This window comes from Leifsonia sp. TF02-11, assembly GCF_017565305.1.
GTDB lineage: Bacteria > Actinomycetota > Actinomycetes > Actinomycetales > Microbacteriaceae > Leifsonia.
On the sequence record NZ_JAGEKP010000008.1, the window covers coordinates 295,202 to 321,475 of the forward strand.

Annotated in this window: 26 protein-coding genes and 3 tRNA genes; 15 read left to right on the plus strand and 14 right to left on the minus strand. The window is 62.3% G+C overall.

Going from position 1 to position 26,274, the window contains the following annotated elements:
• The first annotated feature begins 36 nt into the window (after nucleotides 1-36).
• Nucleotides 37-1,200, plus strand: coding sequence for an alpha/beta hydrolase (locus JNB50_RS13770; protein WP_208040697.1), 1,164 nt, complete (start codon nucleotides 37-39; stop codon nucleotides 1,198-1,200).
• Here JNB50_RS13770 and JNB50_RS13775 read toward each other — a convergent pair.
• The 4 genes from JNB50_RS13775 to JNB50_RS13790 all read right to left on the minus strand — a co-directional run bounded on the left by JNB50_RS13775 (nucleotide 1,106) and on the right by JNB50_RS13790 (nucleotide 4,462).
• Nucleotides 1,106-1,552 carry a YajQ family cyclic di-GMP-binding protein gene (locus JNB50_RS13775; RefSeq protein ID WP_241704682.1) on the minus strand — a complete coding sequence of 149 codons (447 nt, stop codon included), beginning with the start codon at nucleotides 1,550-1,552 and terminating at the stop codon, nucleotides 1,106-1,108. The two genes, JNB50_RS13770 and JNB50_RS13775, sit on opposite strands and share 95 nt — an antisense overlap.
• Before the next feature lie 85 nt (nucleotides 1,553-1,637).
• Complete coding sequence (locus tag JNB50_RS13780) at nucleotides 1,638-2,804, minus strand: putative peptidoglycan glycosyltransferase FtsW (protein WP_208040698.1); 1,167 nt, start codon at nucleotides 2,802-2,804, stop codon at nucleotides 1,638-1,640.
• Nucleotides 2,792-4,048 carry an LCP family protein gene (locus JNB50_RS13785; protein WP_208040699.1) on the minus strand — a complete coding sequence of 419 codons (1,257 nt, stop codon included), beginning with the start codon at nucleotides 4,046-4,048 and terminating at the stop codon, nucleotides 2,792-2,794. The genes JNB50_RS13780 and JNB50_RS13785 overlap by 13 nt, the downstream gene beginning before the upstream one ends.
• Nucleotides 4,049-4,318: 270 nt before the next feature.
• Nucleotides 4,319-4,462, minus strand: a complete 144-nt coding sequence (locus tag JNB50_RS13790; RefSeq protein WP_208040756.1) for a hypothetical protein — start codon at nucleotides 4,460-4,462, stop codon at nucleotides 4,319-4,321.
• A gap of 49 nt (nucleotides 4,463-4,511) precedes the next feature.
• On the opposite strand from JNB50_RS13790, the gene JNB50_RS13795 reads away from it, so the two are divergent.
• Together JNB50_RS13795 and JNB50_RS25550 are read left to right on the plus strand one after the other, a co-directional pair.
• Nucleotides 4,512-4,790: a hypothetical protein gene (locus JNB50_RS13795; protein WP_208040757.1), complete on the plus strand. Its 279-nt coding sequence runs from the start codon at nucleotides 4,512-4,514 to the stop codon at nucleotides 4,788-4,790.
• A 77-nt stretch (nucleotides 4,791-4,867) separates the two neighbouring features.
• Nucleotides 4,868-5,209: a helix-turn-helix transcriptional regulator gene (locus tag JNB50_RS25550; protein WP_208040700.1), complete on the plus strand. Its 342-nt coding sequence runs from the start codon at nucleotides 4,868-4,870 to the stop codon at nucleotides 5,207-5,209.
• 44 nt (nucleotides 5,210-5,253) lie between these two features.
• Here JNB50_RS25550 and JNB50_RS13805 read toward each other — a convergent pair whose 3' ends face one another.
• Complete coding sequence (locus JNB50_RS13805) at nucleotides 5,254-5,817, minus strand: ATP-dependent Clp protease proteolytic subunit (protein WP_208040701.1); 564 nt, start codon at nucleotides 5,815-5,817, stop codon at nucleotides 5,254-5,256.
• Between the two features lie 173 nt (nucleotides 5,818-5,990).
• Between JNB50_RS13805 and JNB50_RS13810 the strand changes: the two genes are divergently transcribed.
• The 3 genes from JNB50_RS13810 to JNB50_RS13820 all read left to right on the plus strand — a co-directional run bounded on the left by JNB50_RS13810 (nucleotide 5,991) and on the right by JNB50_RS13820 (nucleotide 7,875).
• Nucleotides 5,991-6,072, plus strand: a tRNA-Tyr gene (locus JNB50_RS13810).
• 276 nt (nucleotides 6,073-6,348) lie between these two features.
• Nucleotides 6,349-7,557: a site-specific integrase gene (locus tag JNB50_RS13815; RefSeq protein WP_208040702.1), complete on the plus strand. Its 1,209-nt coding sequence runs from the start codon at nucleotides 6,349-6,351 to the stop codon at nucleotides 7,555-7,557.
• A gap of 39 nt (nucleotides 7,558-7,596) precedes the next feature.
• Nucleotides 7,597-7,875 (plus strand): hypothetical protein, encoded by a 279-nt coding sequence (locus tag JNB50_RS13820; protein WP_208040703.1) that lies wholly within the window; start codon nucleotides 7,597-7,599, stop codon nucleotides 7,873-7,875.
• A 63-nt stretch (nucleotides 7,876-7,938) separates the two neighbouring features.
• Here JNB50_RS13820 and JNB50_RS13825 read toward each other — a convergent pair whose 3' ends face one another.
• The 5 genes from JNB50_RS13825 to JNB50_RS13845 form a co-directional block, all read right to left on the minus strand.
• Nucleotides 7,939-9,396, minus strand: a complete 1,458-nt coding sequence (locus JNB50_RS13825; RefSeq protein WP_208040704.1) for a hypothetical protein — start codon at nucleotides 9,394-9,396, stop codon at nucleotides 7,939-7,941.
• A complete protein-coding gene (locus JNB50_RS13830; RefSeq protein WP_208040705.1) occupies nucleotides 9,396-10,361 on the minus strand; it encodes a hypothetical protein in 966 nt (321 codons plus the stop codon). The genes JNB50_RS13825 and JNB50_RS13830 overlap by 1 nt, the downstream gene beginning before the upstream one ends.
• An 811-nt stretch (nucleotides 10,362-11,172) precedes the next feature.
• On the minus strand, nucleotides 11,173-11,517 hold the full coding sequence (locus JNB50_RS13835; protein ID WP_208040706.1) for a hypothetical protein: 345 nt from the start codon (nucleotides 11,515-11,517) through the stop codon (nucleotides 11,173-11,175).
• A gap of 429 nt (nucleotides 11,518-11,946) precedes the next feature.
• Nucleotides 11,947-13,665: a replication initiator gene (locus JNB50_RS13840; RefSeq protein WP_307794721.1), complete on the minus strand. Its 1,719-nt coding sequence runs from the start codon at nucleotides 13,663-13,665 to the stop codon at nucleotides 11,947-11,949.
• Entirely contained in the window at nucleotides 13,665-13,943 is a 279-nt protein-coding gene (locus tag JNB50_RS13845) for a hypothetical protein (protein WP_208040708.1), read from the minus strand. The genes JNB50_RS13840 and JNB50_RS13845 overlap by 1 nt, the downstream gene beginning before the upstream one ends.
• A gap of 931 nt (nucleotides 13,944-14,874) precedes the next feature.
• Between JNB50_RS13845 and JNB50_RS13850 the strand changes: the two genes are divergently transcribed.
• From JNB50_RS13850 to JNB50_RS13860, 3 genes are all read left to right on the plus strand, one after another.
• Entirely contained in the window at nucleotides 14,875-16,308 is a 1,434-nt protein-coding gene (locus JNB50_RS13850; RefSeq protein WP_208040709.1) for a hypothetical protein, read from the plus strand.
• A 64-nt stretch (nucleotides 16,309-16,372) separates the two neighbouring features.
• A complete protein-coding gene (locus JNB50_RS13855) occupies nucleotides 16,373-17,185 on the plus strand; it encodes an inositol monophosphatase family protein (protein WP_208040710.1) in 813 nt (270 codons plus the stop codon).
• A 240-nt stretch (nucleotides 17,186-17,425) separates the two neighbouring features.
• Entirely contained in the window at nucleotides 17,426-18,112 is a 687-nt protein-coding gene (locus JNB50_RS13860; protein WP_208040711.1) for a M23 family metallopeptidase, read from the plus strand.
• A 239-nt stretch (nucleotides 18,113-18,351) separates the two neighbouring features.
• Here the strand turns inward: JNB50_RS13860 and JNB50_RS13865 are convergent, their stop codons facing one another.
• Together JNB50_RS13865 and JNB50_RS13870 are read right to left on the minus strand one after the other, a co-directional pair.
• Nucleotides 18,352-20,094 carry a glycoside hydrolase family 13 protein gene (locus tag JNB50_RS13865; RefSeq protein ID WP_307794722.1) on the minus strand — a complete coding sequence of 581 codons (1,743 nt, stop codon included), beginning with the start codon at nucleotides 20,092-20,094 and terminating at the stop codon, nucleotides 18,352-18,354.
• A 192-nt stretch (nucleotides 20,095-20,286) separates the two neighbouring features.
• On the minus strand, nucleotides 20,287-21,147 hold the full coding sequence (locus JNB50_RS13870; RefSeq protein ID WP_208040713.1) for a pentapeptide repeat-containing protein: 861 nt from the start codon (nucleotides 21,145-21,147) through the stop codon (nucleotides 20,287-20,289).
• A 109-nt stretch (nucleotides 21,148-21,256) separates the two neighbouring features.
• Here JNB50_RS13870 and JNB50_RS13875 point away from each other — a divergent pair, with 109 nt between their 5' ends.
• The 3 genes from JNB50_RS13875 to JNB50_RS13885 all read left to right on the plus strand — a co-directional run bounded on the left by JNB50_RS13875 (nucleotide 21,257) and on the right by JNB50_RS13885 (nucleotide 22,712).
• Nucleotides 21,257-22,213, plus strand: coding sequence for an aldo/keto reductase (locus JNB50_RS13875; RefSeq protein WP_208040714.1), 957 nt, complete (start codon nucleotides 21,257-21,259; stop codon nucleotides 22,211-22,213).
• 322 nt (nucleotides 22,214-22,535) lie between these two features.
• A tRNA-Thr gene (locus JNB50_RS13880) sits at nucleotides 22,536-22,607 on the plus strand.
• Between the two features lie 31 nt (nucleotides 22,608-22,638).
• A tRNA-Met gene (locus JNB50_RS13885) sits at nucleotides 22,639-22,712 on the plus strand.
• 157 nt (nucleotides 22,713-22,869) lie between these two features.
• Here JNB50_RS13885 and JNB50_RS13890 read toward each other — a convergent pair.
• Both JNB50_RS13890 and JNB50_RS13895 read right to left on the minus strand, forming a co-directional pair.
• Nucleotides 22,870-23,991 (minus strand): tyrosine-type recombinase/integrase, encoded by a 1,122-nt coding sequence (locus JNB50_RS13890; protein ID WP_208040715.1) that lies wholly within the window; start codon nucleotides 23,989-23,991, stop codon nucleotides 22,870-22,872.
• A gap of 5 nt (nucleotides 23,992-23,996) precedes the next feature.
• Nucleotides 23,997-24,593 carry a helix-turn-helix domain-containing protein gene (locus JNB50_RS13895; RefSeq protein WP_208040716.1) on the minus strand — a complete coding sequence of 199 codons (597 nt, stop codon included), beginning with the start codon at nucleotides 24,591-24,593 and terminating at the stop codon, nucleotides 23,997-23,999.
• 103 nt (nucleotides 24,594-24,696) lie between these two features.
• On the opposite strand from JNB50_RS13895, the gene JNB50_RS13900 reads away from it, so the two are divergent.
• The 3 genes from JNB50_RS13900 to JNB50_RS13910 all read left to right on the plus strand — a co-directional run.
• Nucleotides 24,697-24,894, plus strand: coding sequence for an AlpA family transcriptional regulator (locus JNB50_RS13900; protein ID WP_208040717.1), 198 nt, complete (start codon nucleotides 24,697-24,699; stop codon nucleotides 24,892-24,894).
• 469 nt (nucleotides 24,895-25,363) lie between these two features.
• Nucleotides 25,364-26,095, plus strand: a complete 732-nt coding sequence (locus tag JNB50_RS13905) for an RNA polymerase sigma factor (RefSeq protein WP_208040718.1) — start codon at nucleotides 25,364-25,366, stop codon at nucleotides 26,093-26,095.
• A partial coding sequence (locus JNB50_RS13910; protein WP_208040719.1) for a hypothetical protein occupies nucleotides 26,092-26,274 on the plus strand: 183 nt, incomplete at its 3' end. The genes JNB50_RS13905 and JNB50_RS13910, both read left to right, overlap by 4 nt.

Below are 26,274 nucleotides of genomic sequence, written 5' to 3' on the forward strand. Positions count from 1 at the left end.
TCCCATCGACCCGTTCCTTTCTGGCACGCTGGAGCCATGAGCACTCCGGTGGAATGGCGCCCGGACGTTCTGGGCGCCGGGTTCCAGCAGGCGACGCTCGCGCTCGCGCCCGACGCGGAGGGCGAGGTCGTCGCCACGCTCGTGCGCTTCGAGCCGTGGCCGCGCCTGGCCGACCTGCGCCCCGGCCATCCCGCGGAGGACACCGACGTGCTGTACGTGCACGGCTGGTCCGACTACTTCTTCCAGACCGAACTAGCGCGCTTCTGGCACGATCAGGGCGCCCGGTTCTTCGCGCTCGACCTGCGCAAGTACGGTCGGAGTCTGCGCCCCGGCCAGACTCCGGGGTTCGTGGACTCGCTGGACACCTACGACGAGGACATCGAAGCCGCGCTGGAGGCGATGGGCCACGGAGAGGATGAGCGTCCGCGTCGCCCGCCGCACCGCCGGCTGATCCTGATGGGCCACTCCACCGGCGGCCTCACGCTGAGTCTGTGGGCCGACCGGCACCCGGGTCGGGCCGCGGCCGTCGTCCTCAACAGTCCGTGGTTGGAGTTCCAGGCACACGCGGCCGGTCGGGCGGTGATCAGCCCGCTCATCGACCTCCACGCGAGGCTGGACCCGAAGGCGGCGATGCCGAACGTCGACCTCGGCTTCTACACCCGCTCGGTGTCACGCACGCTCGACGGCGAGTGGGACTACGACCTGACCTGGCGACCGGTCCGCGGCTTCCCCGTGCACGCGGCATGGCTGACCGCCGTGCTCGCCGGCCACGCGCGGGTGGCCACCGGCCTCGCGATCGACGCGCCCGTTCTCACCCTGCTGTCGGCGCGCTCGACACTGCTGCCGTACTGGACGGACGACATGCTCGACTCGGACATCGTGCTCCAGGTGCAAGACATCGCCGTGCGCGCGCTGAACCTCGCTCCGACGGTCACCGTCGCACGCCTGGACGGCGCACTGCACGACGTCTTCCTCTCGCGATCCGCGGTGCGCGAGGCCGCCTATCGCGAGGTCGCGCGCTGGTTGCGCGGGGCGCTCAGCGCGAGCCGTCCGCTGCCGGGAGGCCCTCCCGGCCCACGGGGCCCGCTCGCCGCGCGGGGTCCGCTCAGCGGAAGTTCACGAACTGGAGGGCCACCTCCAGGTCGGCGCCCTTCAGGAGGGCCATCGTCGCCTGGAGGTCGTCCCGGCTCTTCGAACTGACGCGCAGCTCGTCACCCTGGATCTGCGACTTGACGCTCTTGGGCGCTTCGTCGCGGATCAGCTTGTTGATCTTCTTGGCGGCGTCCTGCTCGATGCCGTTCTTGAGGCCGACCTCGATCCGGAACTCCTTGCCCGACGGGTAGGGCTTGCCGGTGTCGAGCGACTTGAGGGTGATGCCCCGCTTGATGAACTTGGACTCCACGACCTCGAGGACGGCCTTGACCCGCTCCTCGGTGTTGGCCTTGAGCAGCACCTTCTCGCCGCTCCATTCGACGGAGGCGCCCACGTTCTTGAAGTCGTAGCGCTGCTCGACCTCCTTGCGGGCCTGGTTGACGGCGTTGTCCGCCTCCATCTTGTCGACCTTGCTGACGACGTCGAACGAGGAGTCTGCCACGATATCCGCCTTACTCTCGGTGAAATCCTCTGATCCCTCGATTCTAGGGCGAGGCGTTCACCCGCGGCGCGGAGTCCCTCGCCGCCGCCAGGACGAGGCCGACGGCGATGAGGGAGGCGATCAGCGCCGTGCCTCCCGCCGAGATGAACGGCAGCGGGACGCCGAGCACCGGGATGAGGCCGAGCACGACGCCGATGTTCACGAACGCCTGACCGATGAGCCAGACCAGGATGGTGCCCGTCACGATGCGGGCCGTCGGGTCGGTGGCGGTCACGAGGACGCGCAGCAGCAGCCAGGTGAGGAGGCCGAAGAGGCCCAGGACGAGGAGCCCGCCGACGAGGCCGAGCTCCTCGCCGATGACCGCGAAGATGAAGTCGGTGTCTGCGGAGGGCAACCACGACCACTTGGAGCGCGAGTTGCCGAGTCCGACACCCCAGAGCCCGCCGGTCGCCAGGGCGTAGTGCGCGTTGTCGAGCTGCCAGTTGACGTCGGGGTTGACCGCGCTGGTCCCGCCGAAGAAGGCCGAGATCCGGCCGCGTCTCGTCGCGCTCGACAGTGCCGCCGCGACAGCGGCGATCGCGCCGGCCACGACGATCACCGCGAGATGGCGCAGCCGCGCGCCGGCGAAGAACAGCGCTCCGAGGGTGAAAGCGGACATGATCACCGTGGTGCCGAGGTCGCCGCCCAGGAGCACGACCAGGATGGCGCCGCCGGCCACCGGGAGCACCAGCTTCACGAGGTTCTGCCAGTCCTGCAGCAGGCGCTCCCGCGACCCGAGGGCGAACCCGAGCCAGAGGACGAGGCCGATCTTGATCCCCTCGGACGGCTGGCCCGTGAACGGGCCGATCCGCAGCCAGTTCGTGTTGTCGCCGATCTTCACCCCGAGCGGCGTCAGCACGGCGACGAGCTGCAGCAGGCAGCAGACGGCGAGCAGCACGAACGACGCCCGTCGCCAGAGATGCAGTGGTAGCCGCGCGACCAGGAGCATGACGGCGACGCCGATGACCGCGAAGGTCAGCTGGGAGCCGAAGCGGGCGAAGAAGCTGTCCGAGTCGAGGTGGGATTCGATCGACGACGACGAGAGCACCATGAGCACGCCGAAGGCGGTCAGGAAGAGCGTCGTGGCGAGCAGCAGCACGCTCGTGGCGTGCGGCGACCGCAGGGCGGGGGCGAGCTGCAGGCGGATCGCGCCGGCGCTCAGTTCACGCACGGGATGGCGCCCGACTGCAGCGGTGTCGCGCTGTCGGTGTAGGTGTTCGCCGGAAGTTCCGGGGTGGGCTGCTCGGTCGGCGACGTCTCTCCCGTCGGGCCCGTGGTCGTGGGGGCCTCCGGCGTCGTCGTGGGCGGATGCAGCACGGCATCCACGATCGCCCGGATCTTCGCCAGGTCGACGATGTTCACCGACTTGCCGTCGATGGTTTCGTAGCGCTCCACCGGAAGGGTCTGGAAGTCGATGTTGCCGCCGGAGAGCCGCTGGGCCTGAGAGGCGAAGCTGAGCAGATCGAGGCCGTCGTCGACGGCGATGTACGTCTTGGCCGTGTCGATGAGGGACTGGAGGGTGCCGAAGTCGGTGAACGTCTTCGCCTGCCGGAGCTGAACGGCCAACGAGACGATGAACGCCTGCTGGCGCCTTGTCCGGTCGAGGTCGGTCAGTTCGAGATCGGTCGGGCCGGTGTCGCGGCGCTGGCGCACGAAGCTCATCGCCTGGGAGGCGTCGATCTGTTGCACCCCTGCGCGGAAGTCCGCGCCGGAGAACCTGTCCTGCGTCGCGTGGTTCAGGCACACGGTGATGGGCTGGACGGCCTTCGCGATCTCGTAGAACGCGCCCATCGTGATCTCGACGAAGTGGTCGATGCGGACGCCGCCCAGGAAGTCGGAGACGGTCTGGATCTGGGTCTGCCGCGCGGCCGTGCGTGCCTGCTGGTAGGCGTCGGCCTCGGCGACGCCCTGTTTGCGGAGCTCGCGGAGCTTCTCGTCCATGGCCAGCCCGTACGCCTCCTTGATCTTCGACCGGGAGACTCCGTCAGGAGAGCCGGCGAGGGACGCGTAGTCGTCGCGCGGGATCGAGATGCCGGAGGCCTTGCCGCCGTTCGCGGGGATGTGGATGAACATGAGGACGTTGGCGTTGTACCCGCCGTCGGACTGGTCGCCGGCGCGGATCGCGTCGTAGATCTCCTGCGGGAGCGGCTTGCCGTTCTGATCGACCCGGCTGTCCAGCCCCATGATCAGGATGTTCGTCTCGCCCGTGTTCTGCGGCACACCAGGGGTCGCGGAGCCCGTGGGCATCGTGACAGCCGATCGGCGGATCCCGGTGGAGAGATCCACGTATTTCCACACGGCGACCCCGGCCGCTGCGACGAGGACGACGGCGACGCCACCTGCGATGATCGCGGCGATCCGGCGGCGGCGCGGCCTCGGCCTGCCGTGGCGCGGTTCGGCACTCGGTTCGGTCACGGGCGCTCCATTCACTCGTTCCGGATCGACACCCGAGTCTCATCAGAGCAGCCTGGGATTCTCCACAGCGGAGAGCGACCCGCACGTCGTCGTGGAGCGCCGCAACCCGCTGGGCCACCCACGAATGGGGGTCAACATCACCGGCTGGTGCGACCTCGTCCGCGGCCAGTCGGGGCGAGGGGAACGGAGCGGTTCAGGGAGGCTGCAGGGGGCCATGTGACCGTTCGTGAGAGTTCTCTCAGGAAAGCTCTCAGGACGGTCGCGACCGGTTCAGGCGGTCTTCTCCAGTTCGGCGAAGTAGGTCACGTGGCAGCCGTCGCCGAAGCACTCCGCGCAGAGGTCGATCTCTTCGCCGCGCTGGACGGGGTCGGCCCCTGTGCCATCGCACCGTTCGCAAATCTCCAATGTCCTCATGCCGACGATTGTGCGCTCACCCACCGACATCCATGGAAGGAGGAGGGGTGTGTCGTCGAAGTGGTACGGCGGTCCGATGGCAGGGCCGATTCCCTCCCGTAGCGTCGAGGGCATGCGGCTGGTCTACGATCCGGAACTGGACGTCGCGCTTCTCGTGGTCGACGAGGGCGCCGCCGCCGGAGCGCGCCACGCGGCGGTCGCCGGGGTCCCTGCCGGCTCGTACGTCGATGCGGAGTACGACGAGGGAGGCCGCCTCGTCGCCTTCGAGGTGCTGGGGGCGAGGAAGGTCCTGCCGCCGGAGGTGCTCGCGCGCGCGGAACGCGAGTAGCGGCGTCGCATTCTGCTGTGGGCGGAATCGCGAAACCGGCAGGGCGCGCACGGCGGGGGTCGGCTTAGGCTTCAGGCATGTTGATGCGGCACGCGATCGGCTCGGTGCTCCGCCGGCTGCGGACCGAGCGGGGTGCGACCCTCCGAGAGCTCTCGGAGAGCTCGCGGATCAGCGTGCCCTATCTCTCGGAGATCGAGCGTGGCCGCAAGGAGGCGTCGTCCGAGATCCTGGCGGCCCTCTGCCGTGTGCTCGACGTGACGGAGCGCGAGCTGCTTTCCCAGGTGGTGGCGGAATTCGCCCGCGTCGAGGTGCTCAGCCTGGTCCCGGAGCGCGTGCCCGCCTCAGCGGAGTTCGCGGGGGAGCAGCCGGCGTCGGGCGTGCCGCACGGTGTGCCGCATGCCGTGCTGCTCGCGGCCTGAGCCTGCTGGCCGCCTGAGCCTGCTGGCCGCCGACCGCTGAGCCGTCAGCCGGCGAGCGCCCGCGTCGAGCCGATGACCTCGTCGACGAAGCCGTACTCCCTGGCCTCGTCGGCCGTGAACCACCGGTCGCGGTCACCGTCCTCGATGATCTGCTCGATCGTCTTGCCGGTCTGCTCGCTGGTCAGCTCCGCCATCCTGCGCTTGAAATGCAGGATCTGCTTGGCCTGGGTCTGGATGTCGGCGCTCGTGCCGCCGAAGCCGCCGTGGGGCTGGTGCATCACGATCGACGAGTTCGGGAGGGCGTAGCGTTTGCCCGGAGCTCCGGACGACAGCAGGAACTGGCCCATCGAGGCCGCGAAGCCCAGCGCGACGGTCGCCACATCGGAACGGACGAAGTTCATCGTGTCGTAGACGGCGAACCCCGAGGTGATCGAGCCGCCGGGTGAGTTGATGTAGAGGTAGATGTCGCGGTCGGAGGCGATCGAGTCGAGCAGCAGGAGCTGCGCGCAGACCTCGCCGGCCGACTCGTCGTTCACTTCGGTGCCGAGGAACACGATGCGCTCCTCGAGCAGTCGTTGCACGGGGGAGATGGTCTCAGGAGTGGTCATGGCGCCATCCTGCTTCCGCGCCGGTCCGCTTGTCGCGCGGTTCTGCCGTGTGCGAATTCGCCGCGGGCAGAAGGGAGCCCGGGGGCGGGCGCCGCCGATTTCGTGAGACGGCGCGCGCCGAGTATCCTTACATGGCGCCTTCGGACAGCGGTTGACTGGTCGGAAGCGCGAATGGCGAGTTACCCAAGCGGCCAAAGGGATCTGACTGTAAATCAGCCGGCGTAGCCTTCGGGGGTTCGAATCCCTCACTCGCCACAGAACTAAAAATATGGTAGGCAACACCTAGTGAAACCCCGCCAAATCAAGGAACGCCCCTAGCACGTCACCAAAGCTGGGGGCGTTTTCCTTATTACGCTACTTATTATTTTGGGCTAGCCTCACGCTATGGATGCTGGGGGCACTCGCAGGGGCAGACGGACTAGCGAAGAGCTATGGGCTGCTAGACGCCCGCCACGCAGAAGAGGCGAAGGCTCTACATTCACCATAGAGACGCCCCACGGAACTCGTTGGAGAGCCACCAGGACACTCTTTATGGACGAGCAAGGGCGAGCCGTTCAGGTCAGCGGTACAGGCTCTACTGAAGAAGAAGCGATCAAACGTAGAGAAGAGAACTACAAAAAGCGTTTGGTCAAGATGGGTGAACTTCCCATCTCAGCCTTGAACACACGACCCATTGAGCTGAAGAAAACTACGGGTGAACTCCTGTGGGAGTGGCACGCATACAAGAAGGCTGCCACCGATCCAAAGAACCGAGTAACTACCCAGGTTGCCGCCCAATACGCAAACCTAATCCGCCTACACATAGAGCCGGCTTTGGGACGCATCCCAATTCGGTTGCTTCAAAGTGAGGACATTCGGAACTTTCTTTTCGTCACTCTGCCTGCGAAGAAGAAGGTCAAGACTTATCCAAATGGCGAACGGGTAGAGACCAAAGAACCGCTGGTGGGGGAGAGCCACAAGAGAGCTATCCAAGGCGTCCTCAATATGGCTTGCCGTTACGCCGTAGAAGCCAAGTACATTAGCGAAAACCCAACCGCTAACATCCCGCTCCCGAGTAAGCCCAAGAGCAAGGCTAAGAAGGAACAGCTAGAGAAGAAGCGTTGGATAGCTCAACGTCTGGCGAAGAACCTTGAAGGCAACCCCGATGAGTGCCGTTGGATGTTCACGTTCCTGCTGGGTATCCGTCAAAGTGAACGGCTCGGACTAACGTGGGATTGTTTCTCAAACCTTGATAAAAACGGAGCTACGGCAACCGTGGAAATCAGACAACAGTTGATGCGTGATCCTGAGAGCGGGAAGCTATATATCAAGGGTGAGACTAAAACCGAGGCAGGGGAACGGCTCATTCCTTTGGATGCCCGATTGCTTCAGGTTATTAAGGCTTACCGCAAAATACAGCGTGAGTGGAAAAAGTCTCCAAACTGGTCACCAGACAAGGGACTAGAAAACCTTGTCTTCACAATGCCAAACGGTAAACCCATCCGCCACACAACTGATAACAAACAGTGGCACAAGCTCCTAGAAGATAACCGCATTCCCTACATTCGGCAGCACGCTATGAGACACATTGCGATTAGCACAATGATCATTCAGGGCTTCCCGATTGAGATTGTTAGAGCAATTGCGGGTCACGAAACCGAAGCAATTACTCGCACTGTCTATACCCACATTGACGTCAAGAGCAAGGTTGAACCCATGCGTGGATTGACTGATGAAATCTTTAAGGAACGAGAAAGATAACTATTGACAAAAGGTTTGCTTTTATCTTAGAATATAGTTATGGCTACCAAGACTGACACCGCAGAAAAGACCCGTAAGCCCCGAGGAAAGAACCGTCCTCTTCGGGAAAGGCTCGTGGAGGCAATCGCTACAGAACAGAAGCGGATTGAATACCACGAGAAGCACCTTGACGAGGCTAAGGCGAACCTTCGGACGGCTCAGAAGGCTTTGGAAGAGCACGACAACGAAGTGGCTCTCACCGCTGACGAGCGTCTGAAGGAACTTGAGGCAGAAATGAAGCTGCTTCAGGAACTAAAAAAGAATGCGACCAGCAAATAGAAAATAACCCCCGTCAATGAAGGCGGGGGTTATTTCTTGTAGTCAGCCAGAAAGGTAACTGACCTACACTTTATCTATCGGCAGAAGTTCTGGATATTCTCCATTTTTCTTGAGACTGGTCGTGATTTCTTCAATCGGCGTTGTATCAAGAGCCTTAGCGATAATGTCGTTTGGCAAGTAATAGGTTTTACCGTAGTCAGATTTCAGACCACGAGTGGCGAACTGTCCAGCCGTAGACATGTTTCCCGAAGGAAGCATTTTACCCTTAATCAAATCAGGGCGGATTTCATCACTACTAGAGAAACCTACATACTCGGCGTCCTGGAGACTTCCAGCTTGAAAAGCTATTGTGAGGTCAAACATATTGTCTCTCACCTTCGTCTCAAGCACGTCTGAACGGAACGTCTGGGACGAGAAGATAATTGCTATACCGAGTGAACGGGCTACGGAAGCGATACCCGCAACACGCCCCTGGATTTCTATCATCTCTTGAAGCGCCAACCCCTTGTACGTGTTGATTAGCTCATCCCAGACCCACAAGATGAAGTTGCCATCATCTATGGAGTTCCACGCTTTAGAGAAGCGTCCAGGGTCAAGAGCGTGCTGGGCTAGGTGCTGACTGCGGCGAGCCACTTCCTTCTCTAGATAACGCAACAAGTCAAAGAATGAGTTCTTGTCAGTCGCATATGCGGAGGCGTACGGCTTGAATAATGGGAACTCCGAACCTCCTTTCATATCCGCAATAGCAAGGTCAATGTAAGGGTTCATCGCTGCGAAGAGCAGATGTTGTAATACAGCCGAGCTTTTACCCGCACCACTCTTACCGCTATCCAGGCGACGCATCGCACCAGCGTCCTTCAAGAACAATGGGACTTCATACTTCTCGCCCAAAGCGTTGACGCCAATTGGAAGCCACAAGTACGGGTCTTCACGTTCAAACTGGCTCAGGTGAAGTACGGGAGCATCTTCAGAGCGAAGGTGTCCTTCTAGTGGGTCGTTGAAGCAGAACAGGATGGTTACATAGCCTGCTCGGTCGTCCAAGTCTATTGGCATGAACTTCACCAACCCGAGTGCTGAAGCAGCAGCGGGGAGCACCTTCATAAACTCTGCGTCGCTCTTGCCATAGGGAACTCGGAAATCCACTCGGAAGTTACCGTTATGGTCTGCCCAATGGATGGTCATGTGTTTCTTTGCTTGACCTTCGGGGAAGAAATCACCGATTGCCTGTTCTAGCACCAAACGCAGTTGATAACGATGGTAGATACTCGCACCATATTTTTTGAACGCAAAGTATAATCCTATGCTTAAAAGAATGGTGATTATCAGTGGTACAAAGTTTCCACTACCCCAAGCAATAAGAAGGGTGACTGTCATAGCAATGACTACGTATATCCAGAACATTCTTTTTGGATAGCTTAAGGTCTTGCCGACCAGAAAAATCGGCCCTGACCAAAGCAGCCATTTAAGAATGAAGACTATTGTGGCAACAAAACCAAATGTAGCTTTTTCTGTTTTGCTCATTAGTTGCCACCACCCACATAGTTAGGTGATGAAGCAGGAGTCCAGCCTGTAGAGTCTCCACCGTCCCAGCCCCACCAGTTCCAGCAGGCTTTCGGGTACTCAATGAACGAGCCAGAGTAAGGGATTTCTGTCCACTGGTTATTCATTCCACAACGAACCACGCCCTTGTTGTAGTAGTACCAAGCCCACGAGGCGTCACCAGGCGTACCTAACGCCGTGTGCTGCTCGGGGTCATCTTTCGCCAAGGGGGCAGGGGCAGGATAAGCCGGCGGGGTTGCTACAGGAGCAGGTGAGCTTTCCTGGGGGGCTACCGAAGGCGTTGGAGCGGGTGAAGGTTGACTCTGAAGCTGCGGAGCAGGTGTGCTCACTGCTTGTTGCTTTTGAACGGAAGGTGAGGATGGGGAACCCTTCACCTCAGCTTGCGGAGCAGGGCTACCGTTGTTATGCGTTGCTACCGTAGATGGGGCAGCAGGAGCGGCGTCTACAGCATCCGAGCTACCAACCAAGGGGTTAGGCTCTACAGCGGATGCGGAAGCAAAGTGCTGTTTTGTGGCGTCATCCCACTCAGAGTAGGGAACGTAGCTGTTCATAAATTGGAACCTGTCCATCAGAGAGACGGGGTTACCGTTCTTATCTGTTGGCAATGGTTTTGTAACTAATTCACACCCGTATTTTGCTGCTTCTTGTTGGGTCATCGCTTGACCAACAAAGTAATAGTGAGCATCGGGGTGTGTATCGTAAACCGCATCATTTTGAGAAACGGGACAATCCCAGAACTCCGCTTCAGCAATGGACGGTGAAGGAGTGGCGGAAACTTCCGAAGAAGCGATAGGCTTCACAGAGTGCTTAGCCTTAATAGAAGGCTTCATCGTTACGCAAGAAGCAAGAGCGACAAGAATAACAACGGCGATAAAAGCTAGGCAACTTATAATTACGCCTTTATGTTTGCTGGCTTTGGTAATCATCGTTCCACCGCCTTACGTTGCTGGTCAGCGACAGACGGAAAGTATTTAGCTTCATAGAGCCTGGTGAAGTCGGACTTGTTACCTAACTTCACGTCAGGAGAAGGAGCGAGGGAACAGTCGTACTTCACTGCCTGGGCAGCATTCAAAGCGTCAGGAGAAAAGTAGAGCACTGCGTCCGTGTCATTGAGCCAGTAGGCAGCGTTACCGCTAGCAACGGGACAAGCCCACGCAGCGGCGAGAACCCCGCCAGCACCCTGAACCTGAACGATAGGGACGGAAACACGGGCTGTCTCCACACGGGAAGGTGTCACGAGGGCACTGAGGGCGAAAGCGGTAGAGGCAATAACGAGGGATACGCACGCACCAAGCACGAAGCCTGCGATTTGGTCTGCGGTGAGCTTACGCATTGGTAACCTCCGCAGCGAAGGAGTGAAAGTATCCTAGGGACTCAAACTCTTGAATAGCGACGAGAAGTTGTTTGGTTTCCTCTCTCGTAAGGGAATTGGTAGTCATCTCATTTTCCTTTCTGTGATTAGTGAGACGTTAAATTGGAGATTTGACGCATTGGGCTTGAAATTGTTTCGTGAGCATAAGCTTCAACTGATTTAGTTGCTTCTTGAATGACGCAGTACGCAGCAATAGCAAGACAGCTGATTAAGACGAATGCGATGAGTTTTGTAATCATTGGGTAACCTTTCTGTGAAGCGTTATTGCTTCTTACCTAATATCTAACAAGTAGTTTTGTTTAGTTGTATATTTTGGTGAGGAAGGGGGAGGAGACGAGAAGACAGAAATCCTCCCCCTTCACCCGTTACTCACCCCGTGGTGCTTTTGCTGGGATGAGAGAACCAACAAGCTTGAAGGAAACGGAGACATTTCTAGCTCCGTCTTTCAACCAAGGAGTTGCGTAGAGAGAACCGTTCACTTTGTATTCGGTACGAGCCTGTAAAGTGAAAGCGTCCTTGGACGCAATCTTTAAGGCTACGGTTTCCACAGCACCGTCAACGATGAGTTCGGCGTTTACCTTGTAAAGCGGCAAACCAGTAGACTTGTCAATCTGCTGCTCTTTAGTAGTAAAGTCAGTTACTGGTGTTACGGTTGCGTCAGAACCAATGTAGATTTCAACGCCATTTGGGTCTAGTTTGAATGAAGCCACGATGAGCTTTCCTTTCTGTTAATCATAAGAAACTGTTTCTTATACTTTCTTTATCGGCAGATAGAAACAAAAAAATCGCAGATTTAGAAAAAAGTTCCAAAAAATCTGCGATTTCTTGCGGTAGCCTAATTTTCTTTACTAATCAAGGGCGGGCAAAGCCCGCCTCGCCCGTTCGGGCGGGCAACCGTGCCCCAAAAGGGGCTTACGCCCTTATCCTTTTGGGGCACTTTTTTGCCTACGGGGGCAGTTCACACTCCCGAACCCCTTCGGGCTTCGCCCCTCTTCGCTTTCCAGGCAGGCGAAAGCTACGGGTCTCCGACCCCGCCCTCTCCGAGGGCGTCGCAAGCGAGAGCTTTCGCCTTCCTTCGCTGCGAGGGGTCGCCTTCGGCTCGTCGTTTGCCACAGCCACCCGCTAACGGCAAAAATTGCCTAAATGATAATGGGTGAAGGCTTCTGCTTCAGGTTTGACGCCCAAAGTATCGTTCGTTCAATGACCGACTTGTTTCGTTCAGAGTATTTAGCACGCTCACGCCGTAACTCAGACATTTTCTCAATATTGAGTTCTACTGCTATTACAGCAGGCTCTTGAACGTCAACCATTTGTTCGGCTTTAAAAAGGCTCATTTCCTGTTTAAGGTCGGAAATACTCTTACGCCAATTTGAAACAATGGTAAGAGAGCCCGTGAAACCCGCATTGTTAGCAAGACGGTTCAAACTAATCTTTATGGAGCGTAAAGAGACAGTTGCCTCTACCTCCTGAGCTTCAGAGATAAGAGACAACAGCGTCACCTGTTCATCGTTCATCTGCTCACCAATCAAGGAGGCGAGGTCATCAAACGTCTGCTTCAAACCTTCTCGGGTAACGGTAGACGTAACCCACTCGTCAAAGAGGGTGTCTACTATCCCTGAACGCTCAACACCTCGTGAACGCAACCGTTTCAGCTCAGCTTGAATGAACGCCAACTGTTCAGAGGCAACTTCAAACATCGCCCTACGCTGACGTTCCAGCGTGCGAACCCGAGCAACGTAAAGCGAGTAGTCCGCCAAGAGAGCCATAGCAGTCTTACGCAAATCATAGAAGTGATGCTTCTGCTGAGCGGACAACCTTTTCAAAGCAACAGGAGCAAACGCACTCTGGTTCTTCGTGAGGTACTTAGAAACATACGAAGAGGCTTGCTTGTAACTTCGGATTTCCGTAGCTGTCTCACTGTCAGCCTTCAATATCCGAAAATCGTACTGTTTCCCAAACTTGGTAGCGGGATGCTCAATACGGTTTTTCCATTTCGCAGTGGGAACACGCAGGTTAGCATTAAGTCCGCTGGTTATCAGGCGGCTCTTTACAATGGTGCTTTCGTAGTTTGCTACTAAACCTGCGGGGATTTCCGCCGTTGGGGAACTCCAACCTTTAGCTATGGTAGAGGCGAGGCGGATGAACCCTTGTTCATTGCCTGTAACTGCTATCAGAACGTGCGAGTGGAGAGAGCCACGCTTCTGACGCTCATAAACGCTGAACAGTCTTAGCTCAGAAGGCTCTACGCCACTCCACAGGGCAAGACGCTTGATTTGCCGAACCGCTGCCGCCATTAGGTTGGGCAGGTTCTTACTCCAAATCACTTCACCTGCGTAGTCGTACGTTGAGCGGTCTATGGGCGTGCCAACTAAACCATCCGTGTACTCGTGAAAATCACCGCAAGGACAATGCCCCTGCTGCTTCATCCTCAGAAGCTTCTTACGGTAAATCTCCACCTCGGACAATGAGCGATAACGAAAGCTGTCTTTATCCGTCCAGAAGGCTCGGTGAACCTTCCCCCACGAAGGGGCAGTGAGAGTGAGTAAGGCTGTCCGAGTGGCCGGCTGCTCTAGCGTATCTAAAATCTGGCGGTTGCGAAGTCTCTGTAGGAACTCCGCACACGACGGACACACATCAGCATTTGGCGAGCCGCAGGGAAGCACAAGAGGGGGAGTTACTCCGATTTCACCCGTTTCTAGACTGGCCGTTTCAAGCACGACAGGCTGAGAACATCTCTCGGCACGAGAGAACTTGTCCACCCCGCTTTCCGCACGAGGGTCTAGGTCGTTGTCAGCACACCACTCTAAGAATGTTTCATCAGACAACCGAGTTTGTGCCTCTTGATAAGCCCAAACCATCAAATGCCTTCAAAGACTTCAACTTGTTCAACGTCATAGCCTGGATAGAAACGACGAGCAATGTTCTGAAGAGCGTAGTAGCGAATAGGGTTAGCATTCTCAGACGCTAGTTTCTTAAGGGTATGACGTTCGGTGAACCCATTCAATGCCACGGCTTTTCGGGTCTTGAAATTGGGAACCTTTGCTAGCTCATCAAGTACATCGGGGTCTTCGGTTTCCGATGCCTGAACATAGGTGTCTTCCTCAGTGTATGGTGCTGGGTCGCCGTAAATAGTCATTAGGATTTCTGCTTTCTGTTAAAAGGTTATGTTATATATATCGTCAAGTTTAACAGAAAGTGTTAAATTAGCTCAGAAATGGCACAGCGTTTATCTACCGTGCTTCTTGCGGTAGTTGTCAATACATTCCTTGACGTATTCTTCTGGGTACGGGCGACCGTTTGTTTGATACTCTTCCTCATAGTCGTATTGCGTGATGAAGAAGGCGTCTCTCATCTGCTCGTCAGGGTCGTACACGGTTACGAAGTTGTGTTCGGAGTGTACGTAATACCAGCCCGTTGGCGACTTGTAAGTTTTTGCTTCAAAAGTATTCATAGGTTGTCCTTTCGCTTTATACCTATTGCTTTACTTATCGGTACATCAGCAAAAAGAGAACGCTGCTTATTACGGTACTTATTACGGTAGTGGCACGGGAGAGTCACGAAACCTTCTGTGACCAGGGATTTAACGCCTTGTGGGATGTAAACCCTCACTCGCCACAGTGTGATGAGAGGGAGCCCGGCCATCGGCCGGGCTCCCCCTCGTTGTTTCGCTAGTGTCGCGGCGGGTGACGGTGATGGTGTGTTCGTCGGCGATGACGATGCATCGTTGTGCATGTGGGCGGCTCTACGGAAGCTGAACGTTCCGTCGTCGCCGACGTGGTCGTAGCGGCGTATGCCATCGCGGCAGTGAGGCCGTTTCGAGCGCGGTGCGGGCGGGCGGTGTAGACGCGTGGCCAGGACGAGCATCGCCGCAGCGATCGAACGGCTCGCGCGCTTCCTCATCGCGGCGAGGACCGCGTTCAGAGACCGACCTCTTTGGATGCCGGACTGGATGCCGGCCGGACTGGAGGGCAGCCTTGAGTGCTTGAATTAGAATTTCAAAGATTAAATATACATATCAAGACGTATGCTTATGGTGAAATGCTTTTTGCCTCGAATCAGAAGGAGACATGATGAACAGCACCGACTACACCGCCAACTCCCTCGGACCCACCGACGGCTCACGTGGCCCGAGCAGGCGCACCATCATGGCGGTCGCTGCATGGTCCGCGCCCGGGATCGTCGCCACCGCGGCTTCGCCTGCAGCGGCGGCTTCCTCCCAGAGCCGAATCACGCTGGCGTTCGATACTCTCCCCACCGTCGAAGAGTTCTCGAGGGTTCCGTCGTTCGTGCTCACGATCTACGAGAACGGCGTCCCGATCAGCACCGGGTCCCATCGAGTGATCGTCACGCTGCACGACGGGCTGGAGTGGGGTGAGCCCGGTTCCGGGGTGGGTGGTGCGCAGACGCTGGCGTCGCTGAACGGTCGGCTCATGCTCGGCGGTATCGGAACGCCCGCGGCGATCGCGAGCACCGAAGCTTCTGAGTACCCGATCATCGCGCAGCTCGAATCCGACCCCACGGTGCTGGTGGCCGGTTCCATCCGCGTGATCGCTCGGTCGACCTACACAGTCACCTGGGCGTCGCCCACTCTGCTGAACGGATTCACGGGCGAGGCGCTCGCTGCTGCGACGGCCGTCTCTGCCACTCGCGACGGCACGGCCACCGCCGGCATTCCGGTGAGCATCGAGCCGAGTGCGCAGGTCTCGTGGACATCCGGCGCGCAGGGTGCCCGTGACCTCGTCACGGGGGCGAAGGGTGAGATCGATTTTGCGGCCGGCACTTTCAAGCCGGCGGCAGACGGCCTCCACACGCTCACCGCGCGCGCGACGGCCGCACCGGAAGTGCGACACACGCTGGAGGTCTTCGCGGTCTCTCGAGCGTCCGCCACATGGGTCAAGGACTCGTATGTGCGTGATGGCGCTCTCGCGATGGTCATCGATATCGGCGCCTTCGATGGCCCCAACCGCATGATCATCTACGTCGACGGCGTGCGCTGGGACGAGACCTATCAGGGAGCGGCGGTGCATGGCGCGACGGTCGAGCGGAGAGGACCGAACGCTGTGCTGTCGAAGACAGGGCCGACGGTCACCGGCGGCGAGAAGATCGAGGTCTTTCTCGCTCCCCGCACACCCGGCGCAGACGACGCCGGTGCGGTCAAGATCTACACGATGACGATCGCGGTTCCGCCAGCGGACGCCTCCGGGTGGGTCAAGTCCATCGAATCCGAGGACGGGAGGATCGTCGTGGTGATCGAGAAGTCCGCGTTCGATAGCGCGAATCGTATCCAGGTCCGACATGACGGTGTCTACGTTATGGAGACCTACGGTGGGTCAGCCTTCCAAACGGGTGTCGGGCACGGGATCGACGGATCCACCGTCCGGATCGAGTCCGCCGATGTCGGGGCGCGGAAAGGTAGCGTGATCGAGGTCTACCTCGCACCGGGAAAGCCGGGCCTGGCCTCTGGCGGCCGCATCACTGTCGCCCGCCGGATAATCTCGTAGCGGTCCTGCGGCGTGCCTCGGCCCCGGCGCCGGGGCGCGCCGCTCGGTGTGCCAGGCTGGTCGCATGCCCTCCACGACCGAGCTGCTCGAGATCGCCGCCACCGTCGCCCGCCGTGCAGGGGCGCTTGCTCTGCAGAGGCGCCGCGATGGCGTCGAGGTCGCGGCCTCCAAGTCGACGATCACCGACATCGTGACGCGGGCCGATCGCGAGTCGGAGGATCTGATCCGGAACGCGCTCGCCGCGGCCCGGCCGCGCGACGGCTTCCTGGGCGAGGAGTCCGGTGCCGAGCACGGAACGAGCGGACTGACCTGGGTGGTCGACCCGATCGACGGCACGGTCAACTATTTCTACGACATCCCGGCGTGGGCCGTCAGCGTCGCCGTGGTGGAGGGCGATCCCGATCCCGCGACCTGGCGCACCCTCGCCGGCGCCGTCGTGAACCCGACCACGGGAGAGGTGTTCACCGCGGCGGCCGGGGCCGGAGCGCGGCTGAACGGAGCGCCCATCCAGGTGAACAATGGGGTGGACCTCCCGCTCGCACTCGTCGGGACCGGGTTCGGCTACGACCCCGAGAAGCGCAGGAAGCAGGCGGCGTTCGTCACCGAGCTGATACCGCGGGTGCGCGACATCAGACGCATCGGCGCGGCCTCCCTCGACCTCTGCTCTGTCGCCTGCGGGCGGCTCGACGCCTACTTCGAGCGCGGGCTGAATCCGTGGGATCACGCGGCGGGAGCGCTCATCGCCCAGGAGGCCGGCGCACGGCTCGGCGGGCTCGGTGCCGCGCCGGCAGGTGCCGAGCTGCTGGTCGCGGCGGCTCCGGACCTGTTCGCGCAGCTCGATCCGCTGGTTCAGGGATACTACGCGCGCTGGGAGTGAGGGCGGTCGTCTCGTTTGGTGAGACGGTTACCATTTCGTTATATTGGGTCGGTGCGCCGCGAAACCAGACCTCGGAATGGTATCCACGCACCCCACCCCGCCAGTGACGGTCCCGACGCCCCGCTGACGCGCCGGGAGGCCCGCCGGCGTGAGGAGATCGAACAGCGGGCGCGGGAACAGCGTGAACGGGATGCCCGGTCGCGCTCCCCGCGGTTCAGCCGCGGAGTATCGCTCGTCGCCATGCTCTCCGTGCTCGGGATCGCGGTCGCGACGACCGTGCCCGCCATGGCGCTGCTGAGTCACGACGACGTGCGTGCCAGGAGCGCCGCGGCGCACTTCAACAGCGCGTCGGTCACCGAAGGCGAACTCCAGGCGCTCGACAGCGTCACCTCCGTCGAGAACGAGGCGATCCTCCGCGACAGCGGTGCCGCAACGTCGGGGGAGCAGCTCGCCGCGTTGCGCTCCATGCGGATCGCCGACACCTTCCGCAACAACCCCGCAGGTGCCATCCAGTGGCCCTTCCCGGTCGGCGTGCCGATCAGCGACGGCTTCGGGTCGCGGGTCGCACCGACGGCGGGGGCCTCCACCGACCACCTCGGCGTCGACTTCACGCCGGGTGCCGGGGTCCCCATCCAGATCATCGCCGACGGGGTGGTCCGGCAGGTCGTGGCCAGGGATGACGGCGGCTGCGGCGTGAACGTCACCATCGACCACATGATCGGCGGCCAGCTCGTCAGCAGCAAGTACTGCCACATGCAGGCGGGATCCGTGCGCGTGTCCGCCGGCCAGCGGGTCGCCGTCGCCGACATCGTCGGGCGCGTGGGCAACACCGGTATCTCGACGGGGGCGCACCTGCACTTCGAGATCAGGCTGAACGGCACGGAGCCGGTCGACCCGATCGCGTGGCTGAAGGCCAACGCGAGCTGAGCGGTTGCGGCCGGCGGAGGAGATCCCCCGCCACGGGCTCAGGATCTCCTCCGCCGACCGGCCCGAGATCGCGATCGGGCCAGAAGATCCTCCGGTGACTGCGCGCGCCGTGTCGCCTTCAGCGTCGTGGAGGACACCTGGTCAGACACGAAGACGCCGAAACGATAACGGAGGGGACCCATCCGCGATGGATCCCCTCTGCCTCGGTCGAGGCCCGACTGCGTTCGAGCGCGGTCGGGTCAGACCAGCCACACCGTGGTGTCGCGGGGGAGCATCCCACCCTCGAGCGGACCGCTCGCGAGGACGACGGTGCCCTCCGGGAGCGGCAGGGGAGCCTCGGCGAAGTTCACAGCGACCGTGACTCCGGCGGTGCGGAACACCAGCGCGCCCTCTCCGGCGTTCGACCACTCGAGCTCGCCGAACGCGAGGTCGTGCTCACGCCGCGCGGCCAGCGCCTCCTGGTACATCGTCAGCGTCGAACCGGGCACGCCCTGCTGCGACGAGCGGGTGTAGGTCGCCCACGACGCCGGCTGCGGGAGCCAGCTCTTCGGGCCGGGGCCGAAACCGTAGGACGGGTCGGTTCCCTCCCACGGAATCGGAACCCGGCAGCCGTCGCGGCCGTAGCGCTCGCCGTTCGTACGGAACCACGTCGGATCCTGACGGGCGTCGTCGGGCAGGTCGATGACCTCGGGGAGGCCGAGCTCTTCGCCCTGGTACAGGTACGCCGACCCGGGCAGCGCGAGCATCAGCGCGGTGGCCGCACGCGCGCGGCGCAGGGCGAAAGCGGTGTCCGGGATGCCGGTCGACTTCGGGCCGATGCCGTGGCCCTGCAGGTTCTCGCCCTCCAGCGCCAGTCGGGTCGCATGCCTCACCACGTCGTGGTTCGACAGCACCCACGTGCTCGGGGCGCCGACACTGCCGAACACGGCGATGGAACGGTCGATCACCGCACGGAGTGCGGTCGCGTTCCAGGGCGTCTCCAGGTAGCCGAAGTTGAAGGTCTGCTGCATCTCGTCGGCGCGCACCCAGTTCGCCAGCTTCTCCATCGGCTCGACCCACGCCTCGCCGCACAGCACGCGGTCGCCCTCATACTCGTCGAGGACCGTGTGCCAGTCGCGGTAGATCGCGTGCACGCCGTCCTGGCCGAAGTACGGCGGGGTCACCGGGTCCTGCTCGGCGTGTGCGCTGATCTCCGGCTCGAGAACGATGCCGCCCGTGGTGGTCGCGACGGGACCGCCGCCCATGCTGCCGACGTTGGCCGGCGGCGTGTAGTCGGGGAGGCCGGTCTCCTTGACCATGCCGTGCGCGACGTCGACGCGGAAGCCGTCGACGCCCCGGTCGAGCCAGAAGCGCAGGATGTCGCGGAACTGCTCCCACACCCACGGGTTCTCCCAGTCGAAGTCGGGCTGCGACTTGTCGAACAGGTGCAGGTACCACTGGCCGGGAGTGCCGTCGGGCTCCGTGATGCGTGTCCAGGCCGGGCCGCCGAAGATCGACTCCCAGTTGTTGGGCGCCTCGTCGCCGTTCGGGCCCTTGCCGTCACGGAACAGGTAGCGCGCGCGCTCCGGGCTGCCCGGAGCGGCGGCCAGCGCCTCCTGGAACCAGACGTGATCGCTCGAGGAGTGGTTCGGGACGATGTCGATGATGACCCGTAGTCCGAGCCCGTGCGCCGTCGCGAGCAGAGCGTCGAAGTCGGCCAGCGTGCCGAAGCTCGGGTCGACGTCGCGGTAGTCCGCGACGTCGTAGCCCGCGTCGTTCTGCGGCGACGTGTAGAAGGGCGACAGCCACACGGCGTCGACGCCGAGCTCGCGCAGAGCGGGGAGGCGGCGGGTGATGCCCGGCAGATCGCCCATGCCGTCGCCGTCGGCGTCCGCGAACGAGCGCGGATACACCTGATAGATGACGGCGGAACGCCACCACTCGCGGCCGGGAGCGCTCGGCGTGAGCGCGCTGGAGGATTCGGAGGTCTGAATACGGATCACCTGTCTTGGGGACGGACGGGAGCACCGGAGCGGAACGCAGTGCGTGAGGTGACGGCGGCGCCGGCCTCCCTCGCACGCCGCCGCTGCGGCACCGGGATCGGCGCGCCGTCGTCGGCGCATGCGAGCCATGCTAGCCCCATCGTCTGAGCGGCGCGTGTCGACGGGGTTCTCGGGCGGCGACGTGCCCTCGAATCAGGCCCAGTGGGAGGGGCGGCGGAGGGCGGAGGGGAGGCGGGTGCGGGAGTCGCCCTGCGCGGCATCCACCTGCGGCTGGGTGAGGTAGATCGCGTGCTCGAGGCGTGCGCCGTGGAGCCGGGCATCGCGGAGGTCGGCGCCGATCAGCTCCGCCCGGGTGAGGTCGGCATCGCGGAGGTCGGCGGCGATCAGGAGTGTGCCGCGCAACTCCGCTCCGCGCAGGTCGGCGCCGCGCAGGTCCGCGCCGAGGAGGTCGGCGCCGGGCGCCAGGCGCGAGCGTGGCACGCGGAGGCGGGTGCGGGCGTCGGCCCCGGGGCCGGATTCGCGGGTCAGGCGTGCGGCCTCCCGCAGGAGCTCGGCTGCGGGGTCGCGGAGCACGTCGATGTCGAGGGCGAGGATGGCCTCCGGCGCCGCGTCGGCCGCAGCCGCGACCTCGTTCCAGGAGCTGCGCAGAGCCGGATGCAGGGCGGCGGCGGCCGGCATCGCGAGCGCCTCGCGCAGGTACCAGAGCAGTTCGTGCAGCTGGCGGACGATCGGGAAGACGGCGAACATCCTCGCGCGGACCGGATCGCCGTCGCGCCAGCTGGCCCCGTCGAAGGTGTGCTGCGTGACGTGCTGACCGGCTCCGAAGCAGTCGAAGACCGTGCAGCCCTTGAACCCGCGGTCGCGCAGGTGCGGGTGGATGCGGCAGAGGAAGTCGTCGTCGAGGTTGACGCACTCCTCGCCCGCCGCCTTGTCGAACGCGAAGTCGGCGGAGCGGGCGAACGCGAGCGCGACGCAGCAGAGCCCGGTGCAGGCGGCGCAGTCGGCGGAGAGCGCGCGCTCGGGCGGTGGCGTCGTCGCGAGGGATCCGGGCATTCCTCCACAGTAGGGCCCAGCCTTCTCCTCTCCACATCTTGGGTCACAAACGGAATAGCTCCCGGGCGGCCGCGTTAGCGTGAGAAGACAGCCACGAAAGGACCACGGAATGACTTCTCCGCGCCGCGCCATCGGAACCTCCGACCTCCAGGTCTTCCCGCTCTCGCTAGGCGGGAATGTGTTCGGCTGGACGGCCGACCGCGACACCTCGTTCGCCGTGCTCGACGCCTACACGGCAGCCGGGGGCAACTTCGTGGACACGGCCGATGGTTACTCGGCATGGGTTCCGGGCAACACCGGCGGCGACTCCGAGCGGATCCTCGGCGAGTGGTTCGAGGCGCGCGGCAACCGCGACGACGTGGTGCTCGCGACCAAGGTCAGCCAGCACCCCGACTTCAAGGGACTCGCGGCCGACAACATCCGCCGGGCAGCCGACGCCTCGCTGGAGCGGTTGAAGAGCGACCGCATCGACCTCTACTACGCGCACTTCGACGACGCGACGGTTCCGCTGGAGGAGACGGTCGCCGCGCTGTCCGGCCTGGTCGACGCGGGCAAGGTGCGTGCCATCGGCATCTCCAACTACTCGCCCGAGCGCATCGAGGAGTGGTTCGCGATCACCGAGCGCGAGGGACTCCACCGCGCCGTCGCCCTGCAGCCGCACTACAACCTGGTCGAGCGCTCCTACGAGGAGAAGTACCGCGCGCTCGCCGAGCGCGAGAACCTGGGCGTCATGCCGTACTTCGCGCTCGCCGCGGGCTTCCTGACCGGCAAGTACCGCGACGGTGTGACCGTCGAGAGCCCCCGCGCCGCCGGAGCCGCGAAGTACCTCGACGAGACCGGCCGCGGCGTGCTCGCCGCTCTCGACGACGTCGCAGCGGCTCACGGAGTGTCCGTGGCGACCATCGCCCTCGCCTGGCTCGCCGCCCAGCCGACGGTCACCGCGCCCATCGCGAGCGCGCGCACGCTCGAGCAGCTGCCCGACCTGCTCGCCTCGGTCACCGTCGAGCTCACCGCGGATGAGCTCGCCGCGCTGGACGGCGCCTCGGAGGCCGCGAAGGCCGCGTAGCGGACGGCGGCTGTGGCGGAGCCGGTCGGTCGGCGGCGCCGGTGGGTCGGCGCCGCCGCGGCTGCGAGTCGGCCGCCGCGTGCCGGCATGCCGACAGCCCGCGACGGCGCCGCGGCAGCGGGTCAGCCGGTCCGAGCCGGTGTGCCGGGCGCGCTGAGCCGGGGTGCCCGGCGCGCTGCGCGGCCGCGTCGAGCGCCGACGTGCTGAGCCCCCGGCATCGCCGCGTTTGCGGGGGTCCGGGTGGTACGAAGCACCCTCGCGAGGATGGTATCCTCGTACGGTTGCCGAAAACGGCCCGGACCTCTCCGGATGCCCCGGCTTCGCCCCCTTAGCTCATTGGTAGAGCACTTCCTTGGTAAGGAAGAGGTAGTGGGTCCGATTCCCACAGGGGGCTCCGTCTCCCGGTCGCGACGACGGGAGACCCCGGCGGGGTAGCTCAGGTGGTTAGAGCACACGGCTCATAATCGTGGTGTCGCGGGTTCGAGTCCCGCCCTCGCTACATAGCTTGAAAACACTGGGAACGGCGGCTGATTATCAGCCGCCGTTTTCTCGTTGATAGGGCCATTTGCCCACATTTTGCCCACACTTCAAATCGTGCGCAGGTCATCGCTGTGGTTCCCGTTGTCGCGGCGGCCCCGGTCTAGTGCGCAGCAGGGCTACTTCTGGCTCGAGCTCCAGACCGCACTGACGCGGGCTCCGACGACCTCATCGAGGCGCCGAGCGACGGCATCAAGGTCGTCGTCGAACAGATCGCTGTATGTGTCGAGCGTCATGGCTGCAGAGGCGTGGCCGAGCATTCGCTGTACTGCCTTGACGTTCGCGCCAGCACTGACGGCGAGGGAAGCCGCTGTGTGGCGCAGGTCGTGAATTGTCATGGGAGGCAGTTCCGCGGCGGCGAGTGCGCGATCCCACCACGAGTTGGCGGTCATTGTCGGGGTCTTCTGGTAACCGCCGTAGCCGTCGTCGAAGACGAGATCGTCCCCCGCCTTTCCGATGCACGCTGCGGCGAGGGGGGTGGACAAGAACTCTGGATATGGCACGCTACGTCGTTCGTGCGTCTTCGGCGTGCCGACGACGATTGATCCGTTTACATAGACCGCGTTCTCAACGACTGAAAGCCGCCGGCGGCGGGTGTCCACATCGCGCACGCGCAGCGCGGATGCTTCGCCCCAGCGAAGTCCCGTGTATGCGAGCGTCGCAACGATGGGTGCGTGCTCGCCGCAGGCAACCAGAAGGCCGGCGACCTGTTCATTAGTCAGGTACACATGCTCGCGGGATTTCCGCCGGGGCAGCTTCACGCCACGCGCCGGGTTGGATGGGATGAGGTGGTCCCGCACGGCAGTGTCGAGAATGCCAGCCAGGATGTCGTGGCTTCGTCGAACGATCGTGGGGGACTTCGGCTTCTTCCCGCCAGTTCCATCAGTGAGTTCGGTGATCCATGACTGAACCTCGCTGTGGCGAATGGTGCCGATCATTGCCGCGCCCCAGCGCGGCCTCACATGGAGTCGCCAGGCAGACTCGTAGACATAGGCCGAGGATGGCTTCAAGTGTGAGCGAGACGCCAGCCAGGTCTCGCCAAGCCGGTCTACCGTCGCCCGCGCAGCTGTCGGGTCGATGTATTCCCCTGTCGCCTTCTTCATCTCTACCGAGGCGAGGAAGAGTTCGGCCTCGCGCTTGGTCCGGAAGCCCCGCTTGTCTGTCTGGGAGTGGTCGGGCTTGCGATACCGCACTCGATAGCGTTTTCCGGTTGCGGACTCGTATGCGGTGATGCTGCCCATGACCGTCAGCTTTCAGCGCCAGCGATACCGGCGGCCACTCCGCTCAGTCCGCCTGAGGTGAGTAGGCCAGCTAAACGGCGAGCCTCAGCCTGGGTACGCTCGATGCGCTGCTGAACCTCAGTGTTTGCATCGGCGAGATCGGGATCCCCCGACTGCACGGCGAGAACGATCTGGAGTCGCTCGAGCTCCCTTCCGAGGCTCCCGAGCTCTCGAAGAGTTCCAAGGATGTTGATATCCGTTCGTTCGGCCGCAAGACGGGGTCTGTAGGAGCTTCCGGGAGTCGCAGACAACCAGCAGTCGAACTCGGCAGCGGTCATCCCGTTGAAGTCGGCGCTGAGATTCGGCAGGTCGAGAGTCGAGTTGGGTGTTCCCATCGGGGCGAGCAGGTACGACGGCGGCACGTTGAGTGCTCGGGCGATGTTGAGCAGCTGACTGACGCTGATGTCGGCCTTCCGCCCCGACTCGATGTTTTCAAGAATCGCTGCGGTGATGTTTCCCTCGGGAACGGCCTCGGCCAGGTCGCGCGTAGTGCGAAAACCACGCTCTCTCCGTGCCAGCTTGATCCGCGCGCCGACGCTTGCTTCCGAACGATAATCAGTCATTTCGACAGACTAGCGTGCAAATGCTTGTCAATCTAGCCGACATGGTCTATCGTCACATTCACAACCTCGCAAGGCGCTAGTTGTCGAAACGGAGGAAAATGAGATGACAGGCGAATTCATTCGGCCCGCCGATGTGGCCGAATTGACCGGGCTAACGGTCGCGGCACTGGCCCAGCTTCGCTACAGGGGCAAAGGGCCTCGCTACTACAAGCCGACGCCGCACAGCGTCATCTACAGGCGTGCGGAGGTGATCGCATGGCTGGAAACGACAGTGCAGACCTCCACGGCAGTACCGGCGTAGCCGCGCCGTCTCTCGGGAGCCCGGGCATCATTGAATGCGTCGTGGACGGCTATCTCGTGCCCGTCGACCCCATGAACGACCTGCGCTGCGAGAGCTGCGAGTAGAAGTGGTCGTTCACGCCGGCGCGCCGCACCACGCTGCCCCTCGTTCGGGGGTAGCGTGCGGCACCAAATGGAGCGGCTGATTCTTACCCCGACTGCCGAAGCTTCCGACTCTCGATTCGAGTCAGGGCGGCGGTGACGCATCGTGGCTGAGACTCCCGAACTATCGAGTCGCAGTCGCCAATCCACCTCTCGATCAGGGCGCGCTGCCCTCAGCGAACTCACCCCGGCGCGACCCTGGTACCGCCTTCTCACTTCTTGCGGACTTCCGCGCGCTCACTCGCGCTGAGGTCGCAGCTCTGACGGGTCTTCGACCCGAACCCGATCCTTCGCATAAGCCACCTCCATGCAAGGAAGGTTGTGATCTCGTGGCTGAAGGAAACCGCGCCAACGTTCGTCTCGCGGACTTGATCCGAGAAGTCGATACCATGCGCAGCTTCGTCGTCTACACCATCGGTCGCCGCGCACTCGATGCCGACGACGTGCTGCAGAAGATCCGGGAGACGGTCTGGCGCCGCGCCCGCACCTACGACCCGGCCGATGGAACACCTAACGCGTTCGTGTTCGGCGTCACCCGGAACGTCCTGCGCGATGAACTGCGCAGGCGCAGCCAGGTCAAGCTCGCACTCTTCGACGAGTTCGAGTCGCTGGTGCAGTCGGATCCCTTGACTCTGATCGTCGAACGCTACGACCTACACCGCTGGATGGGGCTGACTGCCGAGTTCGTCAGCCCGCTCGACTGGGACGTTGTCAGTCAGCTCGCCCTTACCGATGGGAACGCCGCACGGGTCTGCGCCGAGCGCGACCTCGCGCCCCGTAGCCTCCGCACCATCCGTGACCGGGTCTTTCTCACTGCTCACACCGTGCGCGCAGCTCTAGCCGCAGTGGACGCAGACCTGCCGATCACCGGCGCGGTTATGGTGCGTTGCCTGCCCGACCACGGTGGTCTGCGTGAAGTCGCGCGGATGCTCGAGAAAAGTCCGCTGGCGATCGCCAAGGCGTTGGGCATCCATCCCGGTTCTGCGCGAGCGCGGATCGCGCTCGCCAAGAGGCTGATCTACATCGCGCGCACCGTCATGCGCCAGGAGATGGCCGCATGATCGGACCCGCTACCATCGCTGCAGCGCACGCAGTCGCACATCCGAAGGCGACGCGGAATCTCCTCATCGTCGTCGCGGTGATCGTTCTCGTCGTCCCGATCGGCCTGGTCGCCCTGCCGGTCACCATGGTGGTGGCAATGGGCGCCAGCACACTAGGTGTAGTTCCCCGGCACGTTGTG